Here is a 21834-nt window from a genome sequence, read left to right on the forward strand (position 1 = left end):
AAATGTCTTAACTTTAACCAAATTTCTTAATTCATGAAAAAAATTATCTGCCTGCTATCAATCTTCAGTACATCGCTTATGGCTCAAAGTACTGTAACCAATACCTTTACCCCATCTAAAGATGCTATGATTCGCCAATTAGGCGGTGTGGGAGATCAAAATAACTATGGAACCTATCCTTGGGTAAATATGCACGCTTGGACCAATAGCAATCAAACTGTTGTTCACCGTTCATTAATTGACTTCAACTTAAGTTCTATTGCCAATTCCAGTATCGTAGATTCAGCATTTTTAATTCTTCAGGTACCGCCGAGTGGAAGTCAATACAGCACAGGCCATTACCTACAAGAAAACAATAGTTGTTCTGTAAAGAGAATAACCGAAGCATGGCAAGAGTTTCAGGTTAATTGGATTAATCAGCCTGCTGTAACTTCAACAAATGAGGTTATTATGGCGAATTCTACCAGTGCCTATCAAAGCTATAGAGTTGACGTAACCGCCTTGGTTCAAGACATGGTTAACAATCCTCAAACCAGTCATGGCTTCTATATTCAACTTCTTAATGAGGCCTACTATCGTCGAATGGTTTTTGCTTCAAGTGAAAGTTCTTACAGTCAGTTAATCCCTAAACTTGAAGTAACTCACACCAGTAATGTGCAAACACCAGTAACAACGGTACAACTTCCGGCCAAGCAGGATGCCATGATTCGCGAATACAACAATGCCGGTGATAATACTAATTATGGTAATTACCGATGGAATAATATGCATGCATGGAGCAATAATGGTTCTCCGGTAAATCATCGCTCCTTGATCGAATTTGATCTAAGTGCTATTCCTACCGCTGCAATTTTACAATCCGCTTATTTAGAATTAAAAATGGATCGCGACCCTACTGCTTCTCAGTATACCAGTGGTCATGATTTTTCCAGTTCTAATGCTTGTGTAATTAGTAGAATTACAACTCCATGGCAGGAATACCAGGTTACTTGGAATAATCAACCTAGCATTACCAATCAGAACTCAATTAATGTTCCAGCATCTACCCAGGCCTTTCAAGATTATAGCATTGATGTAACCTCTTTAGTAGCTGATATGCTAGCTGATACAAGTCAGGCTCATGGTTTTTACATTCAACTTCAGAATGAAACCTACTACCGTAGAATGGTTTTTGCCAGTCGAGACAACCCCGATAGCACCGCACATCCCAAATTAATACTGAATTTTTCCAATGGATTAAGTGTACGGAAAGAAGAGAATCTTGTTGATATCAGTGTATATCCTAATCCTAGCTATGGTGAGGTTACTGTATCCCTTCCTCAAACAATAGCGGAAAAACATTTAATTACTTTTTATGATTTAGCTGGTCAAGAATTATTGAAACAGGCGATTGATCAAACTTCAATAAAGTTAAATATTGAACGTTTCAACTCAGGAATCCTTATATACCGAATAACAAATGGAGCTGGATATCAAGTCAATACCGGTAAGTTAATACTAAAATAGCCGAATACAAATTTTGTATTTTAACATTGAGGGGGATTTAATCCCCCTCTTTCTTTTTATATTAAGCCATAATTCTCATACAATTTAAACAGTTGTGTGATATCATTAATCTCTTCACTATTTAACCTTTTTTAACATGAAAAAAGTACTTTTTTTATTATTCACATTTGCATCGCTCTCTCTTATGAGCCAAACAACATTCAGTGGAACTCAACTCCCTGTTTATGTAGGTGACAATTCAAATTCTGGCGCCAAAGGAAACATTTTAGAAATAGAAGCTACTGCGACCAATGGCAGTCGAGAAAGACTTGCTAAGTTCAATCTATCTAATACTGACACTACAGAGGTGTTAGAGTTTCGAAACGGGACTGATGATAATAGCCACTTTTTACCTGTGATTCAAGGATACCGACAATCCTCAGCCGGCAGTGGGTTAATCTTAATTGGAAGCTGTGATGATGGTAGTGATATTGGAAGCAGTCCATTATTAACCTTTGACAGCAGAACATACACGGACTATTACGGCAGTGGCAATGACGATCCAGCTGGCCCAGAAGGTGTTACCACAAGACCATTATTTGGGTGGCAAGAAAATGGAACACGGCACATGACTATGAATGCTGACGGACAATTAGGAATTGGAACTAGTGCGCCTAGTGCAACTTTACACACTGATGGAACAGTCCGATTTGAAAACCTTACAACTAGCTCTGAAAATAACATTTTAGTAATTGATGCTTCAGGCAATTTGGGCTATAAAAGCTTTTCCAGCTTTAATTCAATTACGAATAATTGTGTCACTACCAATTTAATTACAAAATCTAATGCCTCTGGAAACCTGGATTGTAGTCAGATTTATGACGATGGAACGGGAGTTGGTATAAACACCAGTTCCCCAAGTGGAAGATTTGAAGTTTTAGATGATCGCAATTCCTCTTCGGCTGGCACTCATCATTTCTATTTCCACACCACTAGCCCAAGTGGAAATAATAACGCTAACCTAATGACGATGAGTGCTGCGCGAGGAGACGGTGCATCAGGATGGTTACTCAGTCTTTCAAACGCTAACGGCGAGGCCTTCCGAATTGCCGCAAATCGAAATGTTGGGGTGAATACGACAACTCCCTCGGCTAAATTTCATGTCAATGGTTCAGTTCGCTTTGAAGGTACAACTACCAATAATAGCCTTTCTAGCATCTTAGTCATTGATGGTTCCGGAAATCTTTACAAAAGAGACGCAAGCACTCTAGGAGGTGGCATTTCAAATTCATGTACCACCACCAATTACATCCCTAAGGTATCCGGTAGCTCAGGAGACCTTAGTTGTAGTCAAATTCAAGATGACGGAAGTACTGTAGGCATCAATGGCATCCAAAACACTTATTTAGATGCGAGTAGTGTAACTCATAATCTGCGTCTATACGTGAATGGTAATGCACTATTTACTGGAAATGCCTTTGAAACTTCAGATAAAAGAAAAAAAACTAATATCAATCAAATATTAAATTCAAGTGATATTTTAAATGGTCTAAAAGGATATTCCTACAACTTAATCCAATCTGATGGGTCACTGGGATCTGCTACATATGGGGTTATGGCTCAAGAAGTTCAAAAAGTTGCACCAGAATTAGTAATAACCACAGAAGATGGAACCTTAGCTGTAAATTACCATGGCTTGATTCCGATCCTTATCGAAGCTAATAACGAGCAAACAAAAGAAATCGAATTGCAAAACACGAAAATTCAAGAACTTGAGAGTAAGTTGAATTTGTTAATGGCGAAAATGAATGATTTAGAAGGAGCTGAAAATCAAAATATCAAAAATTTTGAATTTAATGCAGTGCCTAATCCCACGAGTAAAAATCAAGGATTAACTTTAAAAACTGAGATACCATTTGACTATCAAGAAGCAAAAGTTGTTATTTTCAACCTAAATGGCAAACTAATTAATACGCAATTAATAGATTCTAAAACTGAGACCAACATAAATACCAGTGCTATGGAAGCGGGTATATACCTCTATACAATAATTGTAGATGGCATTGAAGGTACTATGAAAAAGGTGGTGTTAACTAACTAATTCAGAGTCTTAGATAAAGTCACCGGCATTATCGCCTTCGCACATAATAAGATCAATAACTGATAAATGGGAGATGAATTCATCTCCCATTTGCTTATATACCGGTGGCTCATATTCCTGATAAAGGAGTTCGATATTGGCCGCTTGGTAGGCCTCCAGATCATTGTATTTTTTCGCACCTTGACCAGATAAATATTGATCCGCTCCCACAATTTTGCACAGATTAATAATCTGTTCGCTCTTCGTGCCAAGATCACCCGGTAAATTACTCATCCGCTGCATGGGAGTGTCAATCTTTAAAACCCCTCTAAAGAATTCGATTATTTCAATATTCAAGGCTGCCAAATTGGGGTACTCGGTTAAAAGTATCTTCTCTATTTGAGGATAATATTGATCAAAGTAAGGGGCCTTTCCATAGGCGTGCTTAAGGCTATTCAGGGCCTTGCTTTGCCATTTCTGAGAATAGTCTATCGCTAGTTCAATAAATGACACATCTCTACCTTTTGAATGACTCACAGAAACACCCAACCATTGCGCCTCCCCTTGGCTATTTTTGAACTTATTTCGATTACAAATATGACGATGAACATATTGGACCGTATCCATCAAGATATATTGGTCGCAATCCTTCATCTTCTTAAAATAACCTTGCCAGGGCATAAAATTCGGTTGATGTACTGCTAGAATCATATTTGTGTTTCGAGTTTTTTAAATTCTTCAATAAGCCTTTGGCGAACTGAACTATCCTGTTGGGCTTTCTTTACCCTTTTAAAATTTTGATCGAGACTGGGGTTTACCTGAAAAGTATAATCAAAGTGTTTCTGGACATGTTGTGCTATTCGTTCTGCTTCCTCCTGGGGTTTTAAAATCAAATCTTCGTAGCGTAGACTAAGGAAATGACGCTTATCCAGTTTTTGGCTTTCTTGATTATAGTATTTTTTTAAGAAATGTACTTGACCCGCAATTTGCTCGTACACATCTTTGGAAAGAAGTTCACTTACATTGGGAGGACTATAGCTCCACCATTTAGTAATGCCCTTTTCACCATACTGATTTAATCGCGCTTTATAAATAGATTCAGCTGCATCAAGGTTATTCCGCTCAATATGCACAAACACCACCTTTGGAAGAACCTCGCATAGCTTCTGCATATGGTAAGAACCAAATATGTTCTTAAACACGGCCCCATTTCCCCAAAGATGTTGCATATTCAAAATACTGGATTTCAAACCTTTCCAATCTATGTTTTGCTCATCCTCCGCAATAGTTTCCATTGCAGTAAGGGAATCTTTCTTTAACCAGTATCGCCAATAATAACCAAATTCATGAATGTCCGTTAAATCTGTGGTTCTGGCATATTCACTATTAAAACCCGGTAAATTATCTCTGCCCAGTACCTGATCACTTAATTGGATGCCGGTTAAAGGATTAAGATAAAACCTGGCGACAAGATTATTGACATAAGACAATTGATAAGCATTAGCTAAAAACTGGGTACATAGCGTAGTTCCACTTCGCGGAGCACCAATCACCATAAAGATGGGATGCTCTTGTTCCTGAACATCATGATAAAGTTGAGCCTCAAAGGCATTTAAGTAGGAATTAAGCTCTTGAATGAATCCTTCGCTTTGCGCATCTTTGCGATAAGTACCAATTCTATCGGCTGCCAGGTCCTTCAACTTTTTCATATCCTAGAAAGAATTACATTCTCCAATTGGGTGCTAAGCTTCTTAAAATTAAACCGATCCAATGCTTCTACTGCTGCCCCTTTAACCTCTACTCCTGCCCTCCAATCCGCTAAGCATTCTTCTAAAAACTGAAGGGCTGGGAGATACTGTTGATGGGAAGACAAAAGCCCGGCATTGGTCTCCTTAATTACTTGCGCAGCAGCTCCATCCTCATGACCGAAAGCCAAACATGGAACAGTACTATTTAAGTATTCAAATAATTTAGTACTGTACACCAATTTACTGCGATCAGCCATCCCCACTAAAAGCAGGAGTAAGTCGGATTTCTGCATTTCTTGAACCGCAATGTCATGAGGCACTGTTCCTTTAAAAACCATTTCTAAGTTTTCAGGAACCATTTTTAAAACCGATTCTCTGGCAATTTGATCAACATTCCCGTAAAAAAGGAAACGCAAACTTGACCGCTGGTCCTCAGGTATACGCTCGATAAAACTTAAAAAGCCTGGGGATACCTGATTCATTTTTAAACTCCCAAAATAAGAGACCGTAAACTTCTTGTTTCGCCTAGATACATCAGATTTAAGTTTCCCAAAATCGTCCGGATCAAAGCCATTGGAGATATAATGCAATTTGGCATTCCCTTCTTCAAAGCCAGGGAAAAACCCCTTATTTACACAAATAATATCTGAAGAGGCCTTTAGAACTGATCTTTCCAAGCGATTGTTAAAGTACCGAGCGAGTCTTCCCAAGGGAAAATCCTCATAGTAATAGATATTGGTCCACGGATCTCTAAAATCGCTAATCAATGGTAAATTTCCACTTCTGGCTATTGCATTTGCCACCAATGAACTAGTGGGCGGAGGAGCAGTAGAAAGAACGGCACAATAACATGTATCCTTCAATAACTTCTTGCCTATAGAAACGGCTTTAGGATACCAGAAAATCTTAGCATCTGGGATGATAAGGTTTAATCGAAGCCAAACCTTTATTCTTGCTCGCCAATTTGATTTGGCTGCATAAAAAATGGAAGGATTTACCTTGAAGGATTCTCCCTGCAATATGCTCTTATCAGTGCGCACAACCTTCAGGCCAGGCACTTGCTGATCTTCACCACGTGAACGACTAGCAGTTAGTACCGTTATTTCCCAGCCCGACTGAAGGAGGTATTTTACAAATTTGCTAATCCTAAAAGAACCGGTTCCTTCATCAGGCAACCAATAATAACTGACAATTAGTAAACGCTTATCCTTCTTCGAAATCATACTAGAATTAGGGCTTTGACTGCGCTTCAATTATTTGTTGATGGACCAAAGCCAATCCCTCTTTAAAACTATGCGGTTTATAACCTAATTCCGATTTAGCTTTATCGATAATAAATCCCGTTTTCGGAGGTCTTTTGGCTGCCTGATTTAAGGTTGAGGAATCCAGAGGATTAATCAAGCTTTCATCCAAGTTCCAGAAGCGGGCAATTTCCCTTACCATGTCGATGATACAGAAAAAATCGGAGCCCGAAATATTATAAACTCCTTGGGCCTTTTGCTTGGCGGCTAGAATACAACCTTGGGCTAGGTCCTCGGCTAAGGTGGGAGTACGGAATTGATCATCCACCACCTTAATAGGCTCTCCCTTTTCCAATGCCCCTTTAGCCCATAAAACTATATTACTACGGCTCATATTTTCCGCTACTCCATACACCAATACGGTTCGCAATATAGCCGCAGATACTGTTGAAGCCTGAATTAACTGCTCTGCTCTTAGTTTTGATTCACCATAATAAGAAAGGGGATCCGGATCCGCTTCTTCAGTTAAGGGGCCCTCCTCACCATTAAAAATGAAATCAGTGCTCAAGTGAATCAGGTGGCTTTTATAAGCACTACAAGCCGCTATGATATATTGTACCGCTTCTACATTCAGCTTTTCACAAGCCGCTTGATCCTCCTCACATTGATCCACATGAGTCATGGCAGCTGTATGAATTACTACTTCCGGTTTCTCTTTTTCAAATACCTCCAATACCTCTTTCAAGTTGGAGATATCCATGGAGTGATAAATGTACCCTTCTTGATTGTTTAAGCGATTAGCTCCACGAGCTGTAGCCACTAATTCGACCTCCGGATCAGTGTTTAACTGATGCACCAGTTTTTGTCCAAGTAATCCGTTTGAACCGGTTACCAATATTTTCATAGCTATATATTACTATTCTGAGTATGAATCTCCGCTAATAATTCATTTAAAGCCTTAATCTGACTGGCATTTCCCAATACAAACAATCGTGACTTTGGCCTGAGAATTATTTCACTGCTCGGGTTAATCATATAAGTTCCTTCCGGATCTTTTATCCCGATAATAGTGCAACCTGTCCTTTGACGAATATGTAATTCATTGAGGTTACAAGAGCGTTTTTCGCCAAGAAGATCGCTTAATTCAATTTCTTCCAGATTACTATCGGAGGAGCCTTCTACCGAAAGGTGTTCTAAAAACTCTACGATATTAGGATTCATCACCAAACTAGCCATATGACCACCGCCAACTCCTTCGGGCATTACAACGGAATCGACTCCCACTGCTCTAAGCTTGCGCTCTGTACTTTCGGACGAAGCACGACTGATCAAACGAATGGAAGGTGATAAAGTACGGGCTGAAATAACCACAAACAGATTATCGGCATCCTTACTTAATGTGGTTACTAAGGCTTTGGCCCGATCCACTCCCGCTTGACGAAGAATATCATCATCGGTAGCATCAGCTTCTAAATAAAGCACATTAGCCGATTTGAGATACTGCTCTATAATCTGAGGATCATTTTCAATCACCAAGACGTCCTGACCATAAGCCACTAATTTACGGAGGGCCCGGCGGCCATTTCGGCCAAAGCCACAAAGGATTACATGATCCTTAATAGTACTGATGCTGCGATTCAAATTGCGTCGTTTAATATCTTCAGCCAACTCTCCGCTAATTAATACCTGGGTAAGCAGAGTAAGACCATAAGCGAAAGTACCAAAACTACCTATGATGAGGAAGGATGTAAACCATTGCCCGGCGGTACTTAAGGCTTGCACTTCACCAAAGCCAACCGTACTAACAGTAATGATGGTCATGTAGAAGGCTTCCGAGAAATGGTAGTCCTCAATGAGCATATAGCCCGAGACTCCAATCAGAATGAGGGTTCCCAGTAAACTAACAATGGTTCTAAAACGGGCGAGGACGTTGGTCTGGTACAAAGTGAATTATATGTCAAGCACGGAATGTCTTCGACTCCGCAAATGATCTTTAATCTGAATCCAAAAAGCTAGAATGAGATAAAGGATTACCGGTGATCCAAAGGTTAGAAAGGAGGTGTAGATAAAGTATCTACGCACTACTCCTGGGGCTATTCCCATGCGTTCACCTGATCGGGTACACACTTCAAATCCCCATTTCTCCAGAAAATTCCGCAATCTTTCCATCTTGGCTATTGGTTTAGCAACTCATTCCCGAGAGTGCAAGTTAAACATTTTTTAGGCTGACAATAATTCTTATACCATGCAATACAAGCCTGACTATCGAAGGCTGAACCTAGCTTTAAGTCCAATTGTTCATAAATACGGGTTATTTTATTAGCCTCTGCCGGTAAATTCAAGAGTGAATTAATGGCTGCTTCTTGTAGGTCTAATCGCGCTGTTTTCCGTCCATAGTAAAACTGTAGCGGGATTATCGCATTAATCAAAAGGCTTTGCTTTAATCTTTCACTCCATTGTAAGCCCAATTCCAGTTTTGACTCCTGCTTCAAGCGATAATGCCTCCTCCAAAATGGAGCTAAATCTGGCCATTTGAGCTCTAAGCCATTAATAGCCTTGCCTTGTCTTAAATCTTTAAACCAATTAATAGCTTCCGGTAATAATTGACTTAATTGGGCAATACGACGATCAGGAAAATTAGCCGGTCGCATGCGGGAATACTTCCATATTGAAGCCTCCAGTTCGTTTAAACCATGCTTGTGTTTTAGAAAATTAAATTCCCTTAACCAGGGATTCTTTGGATTTTCAGAATTCCCCAATAAACCCGCCATTCCCAAAAACAAGGCCTCCCTTTGTAAGTTTTTATCCTGGTATTTCCTCCAAAGCTCTACGGGCAATACCCGACTTAGTGATTCCATGGCCGGACCATTAACAGGTGCTCCTATTGCCTTGGCCAAAGATCGATAAAGAAGAGCGTCCCAATTTCCACCCAATTCCTGCAAGGCCAGTTCCAGACTTTCTGCTCGTTGTTCCAATCTAAGCACACAAGTACGTTCCAGCATTTGATGCTTTTTAATTTCATCTACCTTTTGGAAACTTGCCGCACAAACCAAGCCTTTAGCATCTTGCAGTTTTTGCTCAAACCGCCAATATTGTTGCGGATCATAGAGTCCTTCCAGAGATAAACAAGGAGGAGCCCAACCTTTTTCTGTGTAAATAATTTGATCTGCCTTCTGTACAACATGAAGAATCACATTGTTATAAGCGGGATCTATTTGATGATGGTGACGATTCCAATCCGAACTAGTGATGTGAATCTCAACACTGCCCACCCAAATTTGATCCTTGATCTTAATACGAGCCTGTTCAAAATCAGGACCACTATTGCTATTCGGATAACCGGGATGCAGCACTTCTATAGGCTCCCCATTTTGAAGAAACCAGGGATCAGGTTTTAGTTGACGAAATCGCCAGAGGTAATGCAGAAAATCTTCAGTCATGGTTTTATTTTAGTGTTTAAACATTAAAATATTTCACAGGTTAAGAGCAAGTTATATTTTAGCAGCATGGGTATTCAAGAAGAGATAAAGCAAAGCCATTTTAGAAACGCTTATCAAAAGGCTTTTTTAAATATTATGTACACCAATAACTGGCTCGACGAGAAAGTGCGTGGTATGTTAAGTGGCGAAGGACTTACTAAACAGCAATTCAATGTATTGCGAATTTTGAGAGGCAGTTATCCAGAGCCTTTGAGTACCCTTCAAATTCGGGAACGTATGCTGGATAAAATGAGTGATACCTCTCGAATTGTAGATCGCTTGATTAAAAAGGAATTAGTATCCAAACAGACTTGCCCCAATGATAAGCGTTTGGTAGATGTAATTATCACCGAAGCTGGTTTGGCAAAGCTTGAAAGTATCGATAAAAGAGAGTTTCGAATTGAAGAAACCTTTAACAATCTCACCGAAGAAGAGGCTGATCAACTCAGCAATCTTCTGGATAAAATGCGGGCAAACGAAGTAGAAAAAACTCAATAATGCCAGATTGGCCCCAAAGTTGGCTTCCCTCTCACCCATGAGACGGCTTGCAAGCCCGTTGTATCTCCCGCACATCCATTCCCGGCTATTATTGACTGAATTTGCAAGGTTCGAGTGGTATCATAAACCCCAAGGTTAAACAGGCTAATACTATCGGTAAAACTTTGAGTAAAGGTGCTATCTCCATCAAAAAAGGTTACCTCCCAAGGCCCGTTGGCACCTCCAAATGTTAAGGTAGCTGTATGCATATCACCTTGACAGACCGAATCGATACTCCAATTTAGAGTGGGTGCCGGTAATACATATAAATTGTATTCAACACTGTAAGAAGTAGTATTATAGGGGGGCTTAACTTCTGTAGCCTCGAGGATATAATCTCCTGAAGCGGTAATGTCCCAACTCACCCCAACAGTTGTATCTTCCTGTCCATAAACCAAGGTAGAGTCAATTCTTCCACCACTGGTACCCAGAAAGGTCCAGGTCCAATCCGAACCGGCTACCGGGTAAGGAACTGTATACATCTCATTGGCCCCGGCACAGAGAGTATCGTAAACGTAGTCATCAGCCCGGCAATACCCATATCCATTATCATTACTGGGGTCGCTCATATCTTGACCATCCACAAAAATATCATCCACCATGGCGAAGGAGCTACCTCCACTGGATATAAAGTAAAAGCGCAGAATATAAATTCCGGTAAAAGTGACTGGTACAACCGTTTGTACAACATTAGTAGGTGTACCATTCGGATAGGTTCCGGTAGCACTATCTATATAAACATGATTATGTAATACCTGGACTAAATTCTCATTTACATCCAGTAACTGGATCTGTAATTCTCGATGGGTACCATTGGCAAAATCCAACTTGTGGCGAAAATCAATAAAGCCAGAGCCATTAAATTCGATAATAGGGCTGGTAAAATGATAGGCCGGGTTTCCGTCTACCACCTTTCCAGTTAAGGCCTTTTTCTGATTGGCAGAATTAATTGAATTCTTAGTGGTGATCTCCATATCCTGCCATTGCCAACAATCGCCGATTTGGTTCACACTTTGATTAAAATTCTGCACCACTGTTTGCCCTCTAAGTCCTGCGGCTAAAAGCAGCAATACAAATCCATATATGAGGCCAACCCTTCTCATCGAATTAAACTAAAGTAGTTGGTATAATAATGCGTCTCGCCTCTTTGGTTTTTCACTTCCACCTTCACCAGGTAGGTTCCTTCAGGGCTTTTCTGACCATTATTGGTTCCATCCCATCCATTAATCGGAGAATTACTATCCCATTGATAAACCAATTCTCCCCAACGATTGTAAATCGAAGCCAGAAAATAGCTCATCCCCACTCCTTTAAACTTCCAGAGCTCGTTTACACCATCTCCATTGGGCGTAAAAGCGTTGGGAAAAAACACCTCGAAACGCTCATCGATATAAATGTACTTATATGCCGTATCTGAGCACACGCCATTATCTACAATTTGAATAATCTCATGCTTACCAAAATCGTTAAACTCAATTCTGGTTGCCGTTCCCTGATCGAAATAAATACGATTTAGGTACCATTCAATTTGGGCCTGATTACTGGCATTACCCTGGAAAAATAAATTTAACAAATCACCATAGAAAAGCGTATCCGGCACATAGCTAATCCGCGCTTCAGGTTGATCATATACCTGAATATCAAACTCTACGGTATCATTTTCACAGGAGCCATTCAGAGCAATGAGGTAGGTACTGGTATCACTTTGGGCCTGAAAGCTAATTGTTCGATCACGAGAGCCTCCCTTCCACATAAAGTCTCCAATAATGGAGCTTTCCAATGTAACCCATTCTCCCTCGCAGGCTCTTTCCGGAAATTTTGCTAATGCAGTGCTTGGTGCCGTTACACGAATCAAGGCTAGTGAGGTATCACCCGGACAAAATATAGTATCCGAATACGCATAAACACTAATTCCATGTATTCCAGCCAATGCATTCGACCAGTCGATACGCACTACATTACTATCCGAGCGTCCTACAATCTTTCCTTGCCCCACGCTCCACTGATACTTCATGCCAGCTTGATAAGGAACCGCTAATCTGTTTGGCGGATCGTAAATACATACCGTATCTAAGGCTTGCTGCGCAAAGCTCAGAGAAGCGTAAAGGGTAAGAACCAGAAGTCCTATGTACCCTTTACGATTCAAGACTGCGGATTAGTAATGGTAAATAGCTCCAGTGCTGGGTTTCGGATGAATGATAACGGGTGTATTAGGCAATCCACTTGGATCGGCAGCACATCCATTTGCATCAGTTAAACCAGTAACCGTAACTGTTTGACTCGTATTGTAATTAGGTAAACTCACCACATATGGTGTGGCATTAGCCGTATCGGTGAAGTTGGTTGTACCGTCGGTGTAATCGATAATCCAAGGAGCAGTACCGGTTAAAGTAAAGGTTAAGCTTGCGCTGAAGCCCTCACAGACAGAGTCGGCCTGAATTGCCACGGTTGGTAATGGATTAATCACAATGTTCAAGCTATTGGTATCACTGTAACAGCCATACTGATCAGATTCTACCACATAGAGTGTATAAGTTCCGGCCACGACCCCCCAGTCGATTTCAATAGTTCCATTATTAGCACTTACCGTACTATCAATAGTACCCGCGCTTGGGTCATTCAAAAACCAGCTGTAATGACTGGTAGCTGCTGCACCCGTTACACCATAAACAACATCGGTACTTCCTGCACACACAGAGTCGGTGTAAGTGACCTGTGCAGAGAGGCTTTGTGCCGCTAATACAAGGATTAGCGAGACACTCAATTTTCCGAAGAATGATTGAAGTAAAGTTTTCATGAAATTGATTAGTTTTTAAAAATTTCTATCACGCAGTGGAAAACTCATCCTTCAATAAGATGGGGCTTAACTCGGTCCGGGGTCAAGCATTTTCCGGATCGGGTATTTACCCTGCTATAGCTTGCTTGATTGGTGGGTTGAACTAAACGGCCAGCTTATCAAAATTTGGGTTGTTCCTTTAAAATGAATTAGTTCGGCTAGTCCCCTTTCTCTAATTCACAATCAAATGTGTATAAAAGAGATATATTCTCCGCAAACACCTGATTTAAAGGAAATAAGTAAAATAGAATTAGGAATTTAAGCAGGTCAACCGTAGCTTTTTAATGCTGATTTGCCCAGTTTTAAAAGCTAAGTGTCTCAAATTCAATATCGCGGTATCTACGCAAAATAAACAACCTGAAACACCTTTCACCAAGGCGTTTTCAAGGTTTTGAAGAAAAAGTGATAGCTATAAATATGCCGCCATTTCGGCTTGCAATTTGGCCGCTTCACGTCCTGCAGCCTGAGCAAAATCCTCAGCCTGAGAGGCATAGATAATACCACGTGAAGAGTTGATTAAAAGCCCGGCACCAGACACTGCTTTTCCATGTTCCATTACTTCAGAAACCGTTCCTCCTTGTGCACCGACACCTGGTACCAATAAATAGTGATTTGGTACCCATTTTCGAATCTCTTTTAAGTACTCAGCTTTAGTTGCTCCAACCACATACATAAGCTCTTCATCAGATCCCCACTGGGATGACTGACGCAATACTTCCTGATACAATTGATTTCCCTCCATCAGACTTTTAAGCTGGAAATCTCCCCCACCGGGATTTGAAGTCAAGGCTAATAAAATTACCCACTTACCGGCATAGCCTAAAAAAGGTTTTACAGAGTCACTACCCATATATGGGGCAACTGTAATAGAATCGAAATTGATTTCCTCAAAAAAGGCCTTTGCATAGCGAGCACTGGTATTACCAATATCACCACGTTTAGCATCGGCGATTGTAAACAGCTCAGGATAATTTTGATTTAAATAATTTAGCGTTTTCTCTAAGCTCTGCCAGCCCTTAAGGCCTTCTGCTTCATAGAAAGCCAGATTTGGCTTATAGGCTACTGCATAAAAATGGGTAGCATCAATAATAGCTTTATTAAACTCAAAAATCGGATCTTCCAATTCTAGCAAATGCGCCGGGATCTTTTCTAAATCCGTATCTAAGCCTACACATAAAACCGACTTCTTAGCCTGAATCTGAGCTTCTAATTCGCTACGCTTCATATTTAATCTTCGCTTCCTTCACGGAGTCTCTCTGCATTCTCCGCAAGCATTAATTCATCAATAAACTTTTGGATATCTCCGTTAACCACTTCCTGCAAATTGTACACCGTCAGGTTAATACGGTGATCCGTTACCCTACCTTGTGGATAATTATAGGTACGAATCTTGGCAGAACGATCTCCGGTGCTAACCATAGTCTTCCTTTTATTGGAAATTTCGCTGTTATGCTTTTCCAATTCCATTTCGTACAATTTGGTACGTAGCATTTGCATTGCACGCTCCCGGTTACCCAGCTGAGTTCTTTCGACCTGGCAAACCACCACTATTCCAGTTGGTTTATGGGTTAATTGAACTTTGGTTTCCACCTTGTTCACATTCTGGCCACCCGCACCTCCGGAACGAGAAGTCTGCATTTCGATATCTGAAGGATTGAGTTCCACATCCACTTCCTCTGCTTCTGGCAATACCGCCACAGTTGCTGCCGAAGTATGAACTCGACCCTGTGTTTCAGTAGCAGGTACTCTCTGTACCCGATGTACGCCACTTTCAAATTTTAGGGTCCCATAGATATCTTCTCCCGAAACCTCCATTACGATTTCCTTATAGCCGCCCATGGTACCTTCATTAAAGTCTACCACTTCTACTTTCCAACCACGAGACTCGCAATAGCGGGTATACATTTTAGCAAGGTCACCAGCAAAGATGGAGGCTTCGTCACCTCCGGTTCCGGCGCGAATTTCCAATACCGCATTTTTCTCATCTTCGGGATCCTTAGGAATCAGCATAAAGCGAATTTGTCCCTCCAATTCTTCCAATGCGGGCTCTACTTCCTCGAGCTCCATTTTGGCCATATCACGCATTTCCTCATCATCGGCATTAATCATGAGGTCCTTCGCTTCTTTTAAACGCTCGGTAAGCTCCATATACTGCGCCCGCGCATCCACTATCTTCTTAAGATCCTTAAACTCTTTATTGAGCTTTACATAGCGCTTTTGATCCGAAATAATATCCGGCTGGATGATAAGGTCATTTACCTCATCAAAACGCTGTTTAATCTGATCTAATTTCTCCTGCATTTCTTAGGACTTAAAGTACTCAAAGCTTCCGTGCTCTGACTCAATAGAAACCTGGGCTTTCTCCGCCACTTCTACTCTACCCACTACCTGGGCATCAATACCAAAGGATTTACTGATAGCGATGATGGACTCAGCTGCATCTGCATCGCAATACAATTCCATTCGATGTCCCATATTGAATACCTCATACATCTCCTTCCAAGAGGTTCCCGAGGATTGTTGAATATGTCGAAATAAAGGTGGCGTGGCAAATAGGTTATCCTTAATTACATGCACATTATCTACAAAATGCAGCACTTTGGTTTGAGCTCCTCCACTACAATGTACCATACCATGAACAGCAGGGCGCTGCTCTTTTAGGATGCGGGAAATTACCGGCGCATAGGTACGGGTTGGAGACAATACTAATTTTCCGGCATCCAAAGGACTTCCTTCTACTTTATCTGTTAATCGAGATGCGCCAGAATAAACCAGGTCCTTAGGCACTTGTGGATCGAAGGATTCAGGATATTTCTCTGCCAAATAATGAGCAAATACATCATGACGGGCACTGGTTAAACCATTGCTTCCCATACCACCATTATACTCCTTTTCATATGTTGCCTGACCATAAGAAGCCAGACCTACAATAAGCTGTCCGGCAGCGATATTGGCATTATCAATCACCTCAGACCTTTTCATCCGGGCAGTAACGGTACTATCCACAATCACTGTGCGTACCAGATCACCCACATCAGCTGTTTCACCTCCGGTTAGAATCAGGTTCATCCCTTCAGCATTGAGCTCATCAATTAAATCCTGAGTTCCCTGAATCAAGGCTGAAATCACCTCAGCCGGAATCAAATTTTTATTTCTTCCGATCGTAGATGAAACCAAAATAGGCACATCAGCCGCACCCACACAGAGTAAATCATCAATATTCATAATCAGGGCATCTTGTGCAATTCCCTTCCACACACTTAAATCTCCCGTTTCTTTCCAATAGAGATATGCCAGAGAAGATTTTGTTCCAGCCCCATCGGCATGCATAATCACACAATGCTCCTCGCTGCCAGAGAGAAAATCAGGGATGATTTTGCAAAAGGCCTTAGGAAACAGCCCTTTATCTAAATCCTTGATCGCCTGATGTACATCCTCTTTTTGAGAGGATACACCTCGCTGACTGTATTTTGATGATTGATTTTCCATTTTGCAAAAATAGAAAGCGCCCCGCGGTTTTAAACCACAGGGCGCTTCTAAATATTTAATTAAGCTATTTGTAGCGGATCCAGAGGCCGGGTTGGATATCAATCTCCTCCAATTCAGGATTCAATTCTTCCAATACCTCTTCGTCGATGTCTAATTCTTTGGCAATATCTCCTAAATCAATACCACGACGTTTTACTTGATAATGCGTAGCATCCCATTCCTGGTAGTTGCCGTCCTTTTCCATCTTCACCTGAAGACCAACAAATGGACGTACACCACGAAGGCCACCGTTCAGTTCCTTAAACTCACGGATATTCATATTGGCTTGACGCGCCAATGCACCAAAGCTCATAGGGCGCTTCATCACCAAAATTTCACCAGGTTTCGCCTCATTTTCACGACCTGCCTGAATTAAGGCATCTGTATCTGCCGCCTTAGGCTTATCCTCTGCTCCTTCCGGTACAAAGTCATCGCTAAGTACTTTAAAGTCGGTACGACGGTTTATCTGGTTTCCTATCTCCTGCTTTTCAGCGGATAAGGTTTTAATAAAACGCTCAGTTAATTGATCACCTTCTTTGAAATGCTCCTTACCATAGCCATCGTAATTCTTTGGAATAGTGAAAGGTTCACTCTCACCCATACCTTGAGCTTCTAATCGCTTAGGGTTCACCCCTTTCGAAATCAAATAATTCACACAAGTATCGGCACGTTTTTTTGATAGCCAATTGTTACGGTCTTCTGAATCACGATAATCCGTATGCGAACGCATTCCAATGGTGATATTGGGGTTATTATCCAAAATGGTAACCACGGAATCCAAAGCAGACATGGCTTCAGGACGCAAATCCCACTTCCCTAAATCAAAGAATACATTCGGAAGTACAATGGGTTTCTTGATTGGATCCAATTCCTTATTCAAGGTTAGTCGCTTGATGAAATAACCCGCTGAAGGCACGTATTCAAAAGCATCGATTTCAAATCCAATGGTGGTTACTTCACCGGTATTGGCCAAATATTGTTTTTTAGAGAAATGCAAAGTATAGTTCACATTCTCCATCACCTTGGTATCATCGAAAATGTAATATCCATTTTCATCCGCTGTAATGGTTATCGATCCATCAGGACCATCCAAAGTAACGGTAGCTTCTGGAATTGGAGTCTTCTCTTCGGAGTCGATTACCACCCCTTCGATATTAAATACTAATGGAGTACGGTATACTGACCAAATATCATCACTGTTCTCCTTTGAGCCATAACGCTTTTTAGCCCCCTCACGGTTGGAAGACAGAAAACCCTTCTTAGTATCTGAACCTGGTTCCCATACCAAGGCAAAGTCATCACTGCTGGAGTTAATAGGAAACTCAAGGTGAATAACATCGCCTTCAGGCATACCGTCATCACCCAGTTTCACTTTATAAATATCCAATCCTCCCATGCCTGGGTGGCCATTTGAAGCAAAGTAGAGGAATCCATCGCCATGAACGATAGGAAAACGCTCCGATCCACTAGTATTAACCTTAGTCCCCAAATTGCGAGGCTTGCCCCAGGACTTGGAACGACGATCATATTCGGTCACAAAAATGTCATGTGCCCCTTTGGAGTTAAAATCGTCGGATACAAAGTATAAGAACTTATCATCTAAAGAAAGGCAGGGATCACCAATATTAGCCATGGTGTCTCCACCAATAATTTGACGTTCTGGCTCTCTCCAGGATTGACCTTGCATTTCGGTCTTGTAGATCCCACATCCCAATCGTAAATCATCATCTACAATACAACGCGTGAAATACAATTCCTTCTTACGGCTATCAAAAGTTGCGGTTCCCTCGTGGAACTCACTATTGAGAATTTCTTCTTCGTCCAATAAAACCGGAGTAGACCATTTTAAATCGGCATAGCTTACTTCCTCCTCTTCATCATTACCACGACGACGGCCACGAGATTTTCTTTCTGCCGTACTGGTGTAGAGGTCCATGAAAGACTCACCGGTCCAGCTATCTTCATCACCACCCACAGATTCATCCCGAGAAGAAACGAAGTAAATCACATCATTTTCACGACGATCACCACCGTACATCACCGAGAAATCCATGGCAGGACTATTAATGTCCTTCATGTTATCTACCTGATATTGACTGGGTTTGTTTTTTCTTTCAATGGCTTTACGAGTCGATTCAATTGCCTCATCTGCCATTGAATCGGTAGGGTTTTCCTTCTTGTACTCTTGATATACCTCAATAGCCTCTTCATATTCGCCCATTGCTTTCAGCATATCTCCTCGCAGCATAATGGCCTTAGGGTCTCTATACCCTACTTTGATCGCCTTATTGTAATTGCGCTCAGCCTCAGCATACTCATTCATCATTCGATAAGACTCCGCTAATTTGAAGAGAACCTCAGATTTTTGGTCTCGACCTTTGGCTTCGTTGTAAGCATCCTGTAAAAGTTCTACCGCGTAGAAATATTCTTCTGCATCAAATGCTTTGTAAGCTTTTTCTATTTCCTTAGGGAGTTTCGGATCGCCACCTGTCTGAGCCTTAAGGGAGTAAGATAAAAAGCTCACAAGAATTAACGCAAATCCTAGACGAAAATGTCTCATATATGCCGCTGTGATTTTGGTCTGTAAGCCGCTAAAATAGTTAAATATTTTATTCAGCTAAGCCCGATTTTACTAGGGGTTTCAAAAAAAAGCCGCCTCAGTTAAACGGAGACGGCTTTGATTCAATATCAAATAATCTTAAATAAAGATCAACTCACGATACTTTGGTAATGGCCAAAGCTCATCGTCAACTAATAATTCCAGTTTATCACAGGCATAACGAATCTTGTCGAAGTATGGAATCACCTTCTCGCAATAAGCGATGGCTTGCTCCCGGGTATCTTCGATAGCATTGCAACGTTTACGCTCTTCGATCATAGCGTCTTTCTCAGCAATAATAGTGCTGATATATCCGCTGATGCTTTCGATCATATGCAATTGATCTTTAGCTACTTTCTGGAATACTTCCGGTGCTAATACCTCTTTTAATCCCCGTACATTCTGGATTAATTTGTTTTGGTAATTAATGGCCGTTGGAACCACATGATTACCGGCAATATCACCTAAAACGCGGCTTTCAATCTGAATTTTCATCTTATACTCTTCGAGCATAATCTCATGACGAGCATGTACCTCCACTTCATTCATCACTTCGTTTTCTACGAATAATTTAACCGCTGAGTCGGTTACATAGAAATCCAAAGCATGGGGAGTAGTACGAACATTGCTTAAGCCGCGCTTCGCTGCCTCTGCTGCCCACTCATCCGAATAGCCATCACCTTCAAAGCGAATGTTTTGACTCTGTTTAATATAGTCACGCAATACATTGAAAATGGCATCATCCTTCTTCATACCTTCGGCTATATGCGCATCCACGGCTGCTTTAAAGTCACGCAATTGCTGGGCCATAATGGTATTTAAAATGGTCATCGGTTGCGCACAGTTCGCCAGGGAACCTACTGCACGTAATTCGAATTTATTTCCGGTAAAGGCAAAGGGTGAAGTACGGTTACGATCGGTATTGTCCAGAAGGATTTCCGGAATCTTACCAACTACGTTTAACTTGAGATCTGTTTTCTGCTCGGGACTCAATTTCCCTTTCTCAAGCTGCTCAAGAGCATCTAAAGTGGCCGTTAACTGAGAGCCAATAAATACTGAGATAATCGCTGGAGGCGCCTCATTTGCCCCCAAACGGTGATCATTACTTGCAGATGCAATCGAAGCACGCAGAAGATCTGCATGGTTGTGCACTGCCATGATTGTATTAATGAAGAAAGTAAGGAACTGTAAGTTGCTCTTAGGCGTTTTTCCAGGTGCCAATAGATTAACTCCTGTATCCGTTGCCAACGACCAGTTATTGTGTTTCCCACTACCATTTACGCCGGCATAAGGCTTCTCGTGTAAGAGTACCTTGAAATGATGACGACGCGCAACCTTATCCATCAAATCCATGATAAGGGAGTTATGGTCTACTGAAATATTCGCCTCTTCGAATACCGGTGCCAATTCAAACTGGCTAGGCGCTACCTCATTATGACGGGTCTTTACTGGAATACCTAAGCGGTAAGATTCCATTTCCAATTCACGCATAAACTGACGGGCACGCTCCGGAATAGATCCAAAATAGTGATCATCCAGCTGCTGTCCTTTAGCAGGAGCATGTCCCAATAAGGTACGACCGGTTAATTTCAAATCCGGACGAGCATGGAATAAGGCGGTATCTACCAGGAAATACTCTTGCTCCCAACCTAGAGTAGCAGTTACTTTACGAACATTACGATCAAAGTACTGACAAACGTCGGTAGCTGCCTGATCGATAGACTGCAAGGCACGTAATAATGGAGTTTTATTATCGAGTGCTTCGCCAGTATAGCTTACAAAAACCGTAGGAATACAAAGGGTACGCCCCATAATAAAGGCAGGGCTGGTTGGATCCCAAGCGGTATATCCACGCGCCTCAAAAGTGTTACGAATACCACCATTAGGGAAGCTGGAAGCATCAGGTTCTTGCTGAACCAACATGCCACCGCTAAACTTCTCAATGGCCTGACCATCGCCGGTAGGTTCAAAGAAGGAATCATGCTTTTCAGCCGTTGCACCGGTAAGTGGTTGAAACCAGTGAGTGTAGTGGGTTGCACCTTTATTGATAGCCCAGGCTTTCATGCCGGTGGCCACCTGATCGGCAATTCCACGATCAATCTTGGTTCCTTTTTTCACAGCATCCGACACGCTTCGATAGGCTTCGGGAGTCATATACTCCTTCATCGAACGGTAGTTGAATGTGTACTCTCCGAAGATTTCAGAAACACGAGTGTAAGGAAGCTCAACTTCAGGAGCCATCCGTCTTTGTGCTTCTTGCAATGCGGTAAATCGAATTTGAGGCATTTTGAAAAATTTTTC

17 protein-coding genes are annotated in these 21834 nt (G+C 41.5%); 3 read left to right on the top strand and 14 right to left on the bottom strand.

Annotation, left to right across the window (positions count from 1 at the left end):
* The first annotated feature begins 33 nt into the window (after nt 1-33).
* Both ACO05P_RS07320 and ACO05P_RS07325 read left to right on the top strand, forming a co-directional pair.
* Complete coding sequence (locus tag ACO05P_RS07320; RefSeq protein ID WP_421754463.1) at nt 34-1506, top strand: DNRLRE domain-containing protein; 1473 nt, start codon at nt 34-36, stop codon at nt 1504-1506.
* A 136-nt stretch (nt 1507-1642) separates the two neighbouring features.
* Nucleotides 1643-3586: a tail fiber domain-containing protein gene (locus tag ACO05P_RS07325; protein WP_421754465.1), complete on the top strand. Its 1944-nt coding sequence runs from the start codon at nt 1643-1645 to the stop codon at nt 3584-3586.
* Between the two features lie 9 nt (nt 3587-3595).
* Here the strand turns inward: ACO05P_RS07325 and ACO05P_RS07330 are convergent, their stop codons facing one another.
* The 6 genes from ACO05P_RS07330 to ACO05P_RS07355 all read right to left on the bottom strand — a co-directional run bounded on the left by ACO05P_RS07330 (nt 3596) and on the right by ACO05P_RS07355 (nt 9994).
* The gene (locus ACO05P_RS07330; RefSeq protein WP_421754467.1) at nt 3596-4276 is read right to left on the bottom strand and encodes a WbqC family protein; all 681 of its coding nucleotides are present in this window, start codon (nt 4274-4276) and stop codon (nt 3596-3598) included.
* A complete protein-coding gene (locus tag ACO05P_RS07335; protein WP_421754468.1) occupies nt 4273-5274 on the bottom strand; it encodes a sulfotransferase in 1002 nt (333 codons plus the stop codon). The genes ACO05P_RS07330 and ACO05P_RS07335 overlap by 4 nt, the downstream gene beginning before the upstream one ends.
* Complete coding sequence (locus ACO05P_RS07340; RefSeq protein ID WP_421754470.1) at nt 5271-6536, bottom strand: hypothetical protein; 1266 nt, start codon at nt 6534-6536, stop codon at nt 5271-5273. Before ACO05P_RS07340 ends, ACO05P_RS07335 begins: the two co-directional genes overlap by 4 nt.
* Nucleotides 6537-6543: 7 nt before the next feature.
* Nucleotides 6544-7458, bottom strand: coding sequence for an SDR family oxidoreductase (locus ACO05P_RS07345; RefSeq protein WP_421754472.1), 915 nt, complete (start codon nt 7456-7458; stop codon nt 6544-6546).
* 2 nt (nt 7459-7460) lie between these two features.
* Nucleotides 7461-8498 (bottom strand): potassium channel family protein, encoded by a 1038-nt coding sequence (locus ACO05P_RS07350; RefSeq protein ID WP_421754474.1) that lies wholly within the window; start codon nt 8496-8498, stop codon nt 7461-7463.
* A gap of 230 nt (nt 8499-8728) precedes the next feature.
* Nucleotides 8729-9994 carry a DUF2851 family protein gene (locus ACO05P_RS07355; RefSeq protein WP_421754476.1) on the bottom strand — a complete coding sequence of 422 codons (1266 nt, stop codon included), beginning with the start codon at nt 9992-9994 and terminating at the stop codon, nt 8729-8731.
* Nucleotides 9995-10060: 66 nt separating this feature from the next.
* Here ACO05P_RS07355 and ACO05P_RS07360 point away from each other — a divergent pair, with 66 nt between their 5' ends.
* A complete protein-coding gene (locus tag ACO05P_RS07360) occupies nt 10061-10531 on the top strand; it encodes a MarR family winged helix-turn-helix transcriptional regulator (protein ID WP_421754478.1) in 471 nt (156 codons plus the stop codon).
* Here ACO05P_RS07360 and ACO05P_RS07365 read toward each other — a convergent pair.
* The 8 genes from ACO05P_RS07365 to ACO05P_RS07400 all read right to left on the bottom strand — a co-directional run bounded on the left by ACO05P_RS07365 (nt 10525) and on the right by ACO05P_RS07400 (nt 21819).
* On the bottom strand, nt 10525-11673 hold the full coding sequence (locus ACO05P_RS07365) for a hypothetical protein (RefSeq protein WP_421754480.1): 1149 nt from the start codon (nt 11671-11673) through the stop codon (nt 10525-10527). The genes ACO05P_RS07360 and ACO05P_RS07365 overlap by 7 nt on opposite strands.
* On the bottom strand, nt 11670-12716 hold the full coding sequence (locus ACO05P_RS07370) for a gliding motility-associated C-terminal domain-containing protein (RefSeq protein ID WP_421754481.1): 1047 nt from the start codon (nt 12714-12716) through the stop codon (nt 11670-11672). The genes ACO05P_RS07365 and ACO05P_RS07370 overlap by 4 nt, the downstream gene beginning before the upstream one ends.
* Nucleotides 12717-12725: 9 nt before the next feature.
* Nucleotides 12726-13367, bottom strand: coding sequence for a hypothetical protein (locus tag ACO05P_RS07375; protein ID WP_421754482.1), 642 nt, complete (start codon nt 13365-13367; stop codon nt 12726-12728).
* Nucleotides 13368-13815: 448 nt separating this feature from the next.
* Nucleotides 13816-14631 carry an orotidine-5'-phosphate decarboxylase gene (pyrF, locus tag ACO05P_RS07380; RefSeq protein WP_421754483.1) on the bottom strand — a complete coding sequence of 272 codons (816 nt, stop codon included), beginning with the start codon at nt 14629-14631 and terminating at the stop codon, nt 13816-13818.
* 2 nt (nt 14632-14633) lie between these two features.
* On the bottom strand, nt 14634-15707 hold the full coding sequence (prfA, locus tag ACO05P_RS07385; RefSeq protein ID WP_421754484.1) for a peptide chain release factor 1: 1074 nt from the start codon (nt 15705-15707) through the stop codon (nt 14634-14636).
* Between the two features lie 3 nt (nt 15708-15710).
* Nucleotides 15711-16895, bottom strand: a complete 1185-nt coding sequence (locus ACO05P_RS07390) for an AIR synthase related protein (protein WP_421754486.1) — start codon at nt 16893-16895, stop codon at nt 15711-15713.
* Nucleotides 16896-16959: 64 nt separating this feature from the next.
* Nucleotides 16960-19458: an OmpA family protein gene (locus ACO05P_RS07395; protein WP_421754487.1), complete on the bottom strand. Its 2499-nt coding sequence runs from the start codon at nt 19456-19458 to the stop codon at nt 16960-16962.
* Nucleotides 19459-19632: 174 nt separating this feature from the next.
* Nucleotides 19633-21819, bottom strand: a complete 2187-nt coding sequence (locus ACO05P_RS07400) for a glutamine synthetase III (protein WP_421754488.1) — start codon at nt 21817-21819, stop codon at nt 19633-19635.
* Between the last annotated feature and the right edge of the window lie 15 nt (nt 21820-21834).

This window comes from Croceimicrobium sp. (genome assembly GCF_965228705.1).
GTDB lineage: Bacteria > Bacteroidota > Bacteroidia > Flavobacteriales > Schleiferiaceae > Croceimicrobium.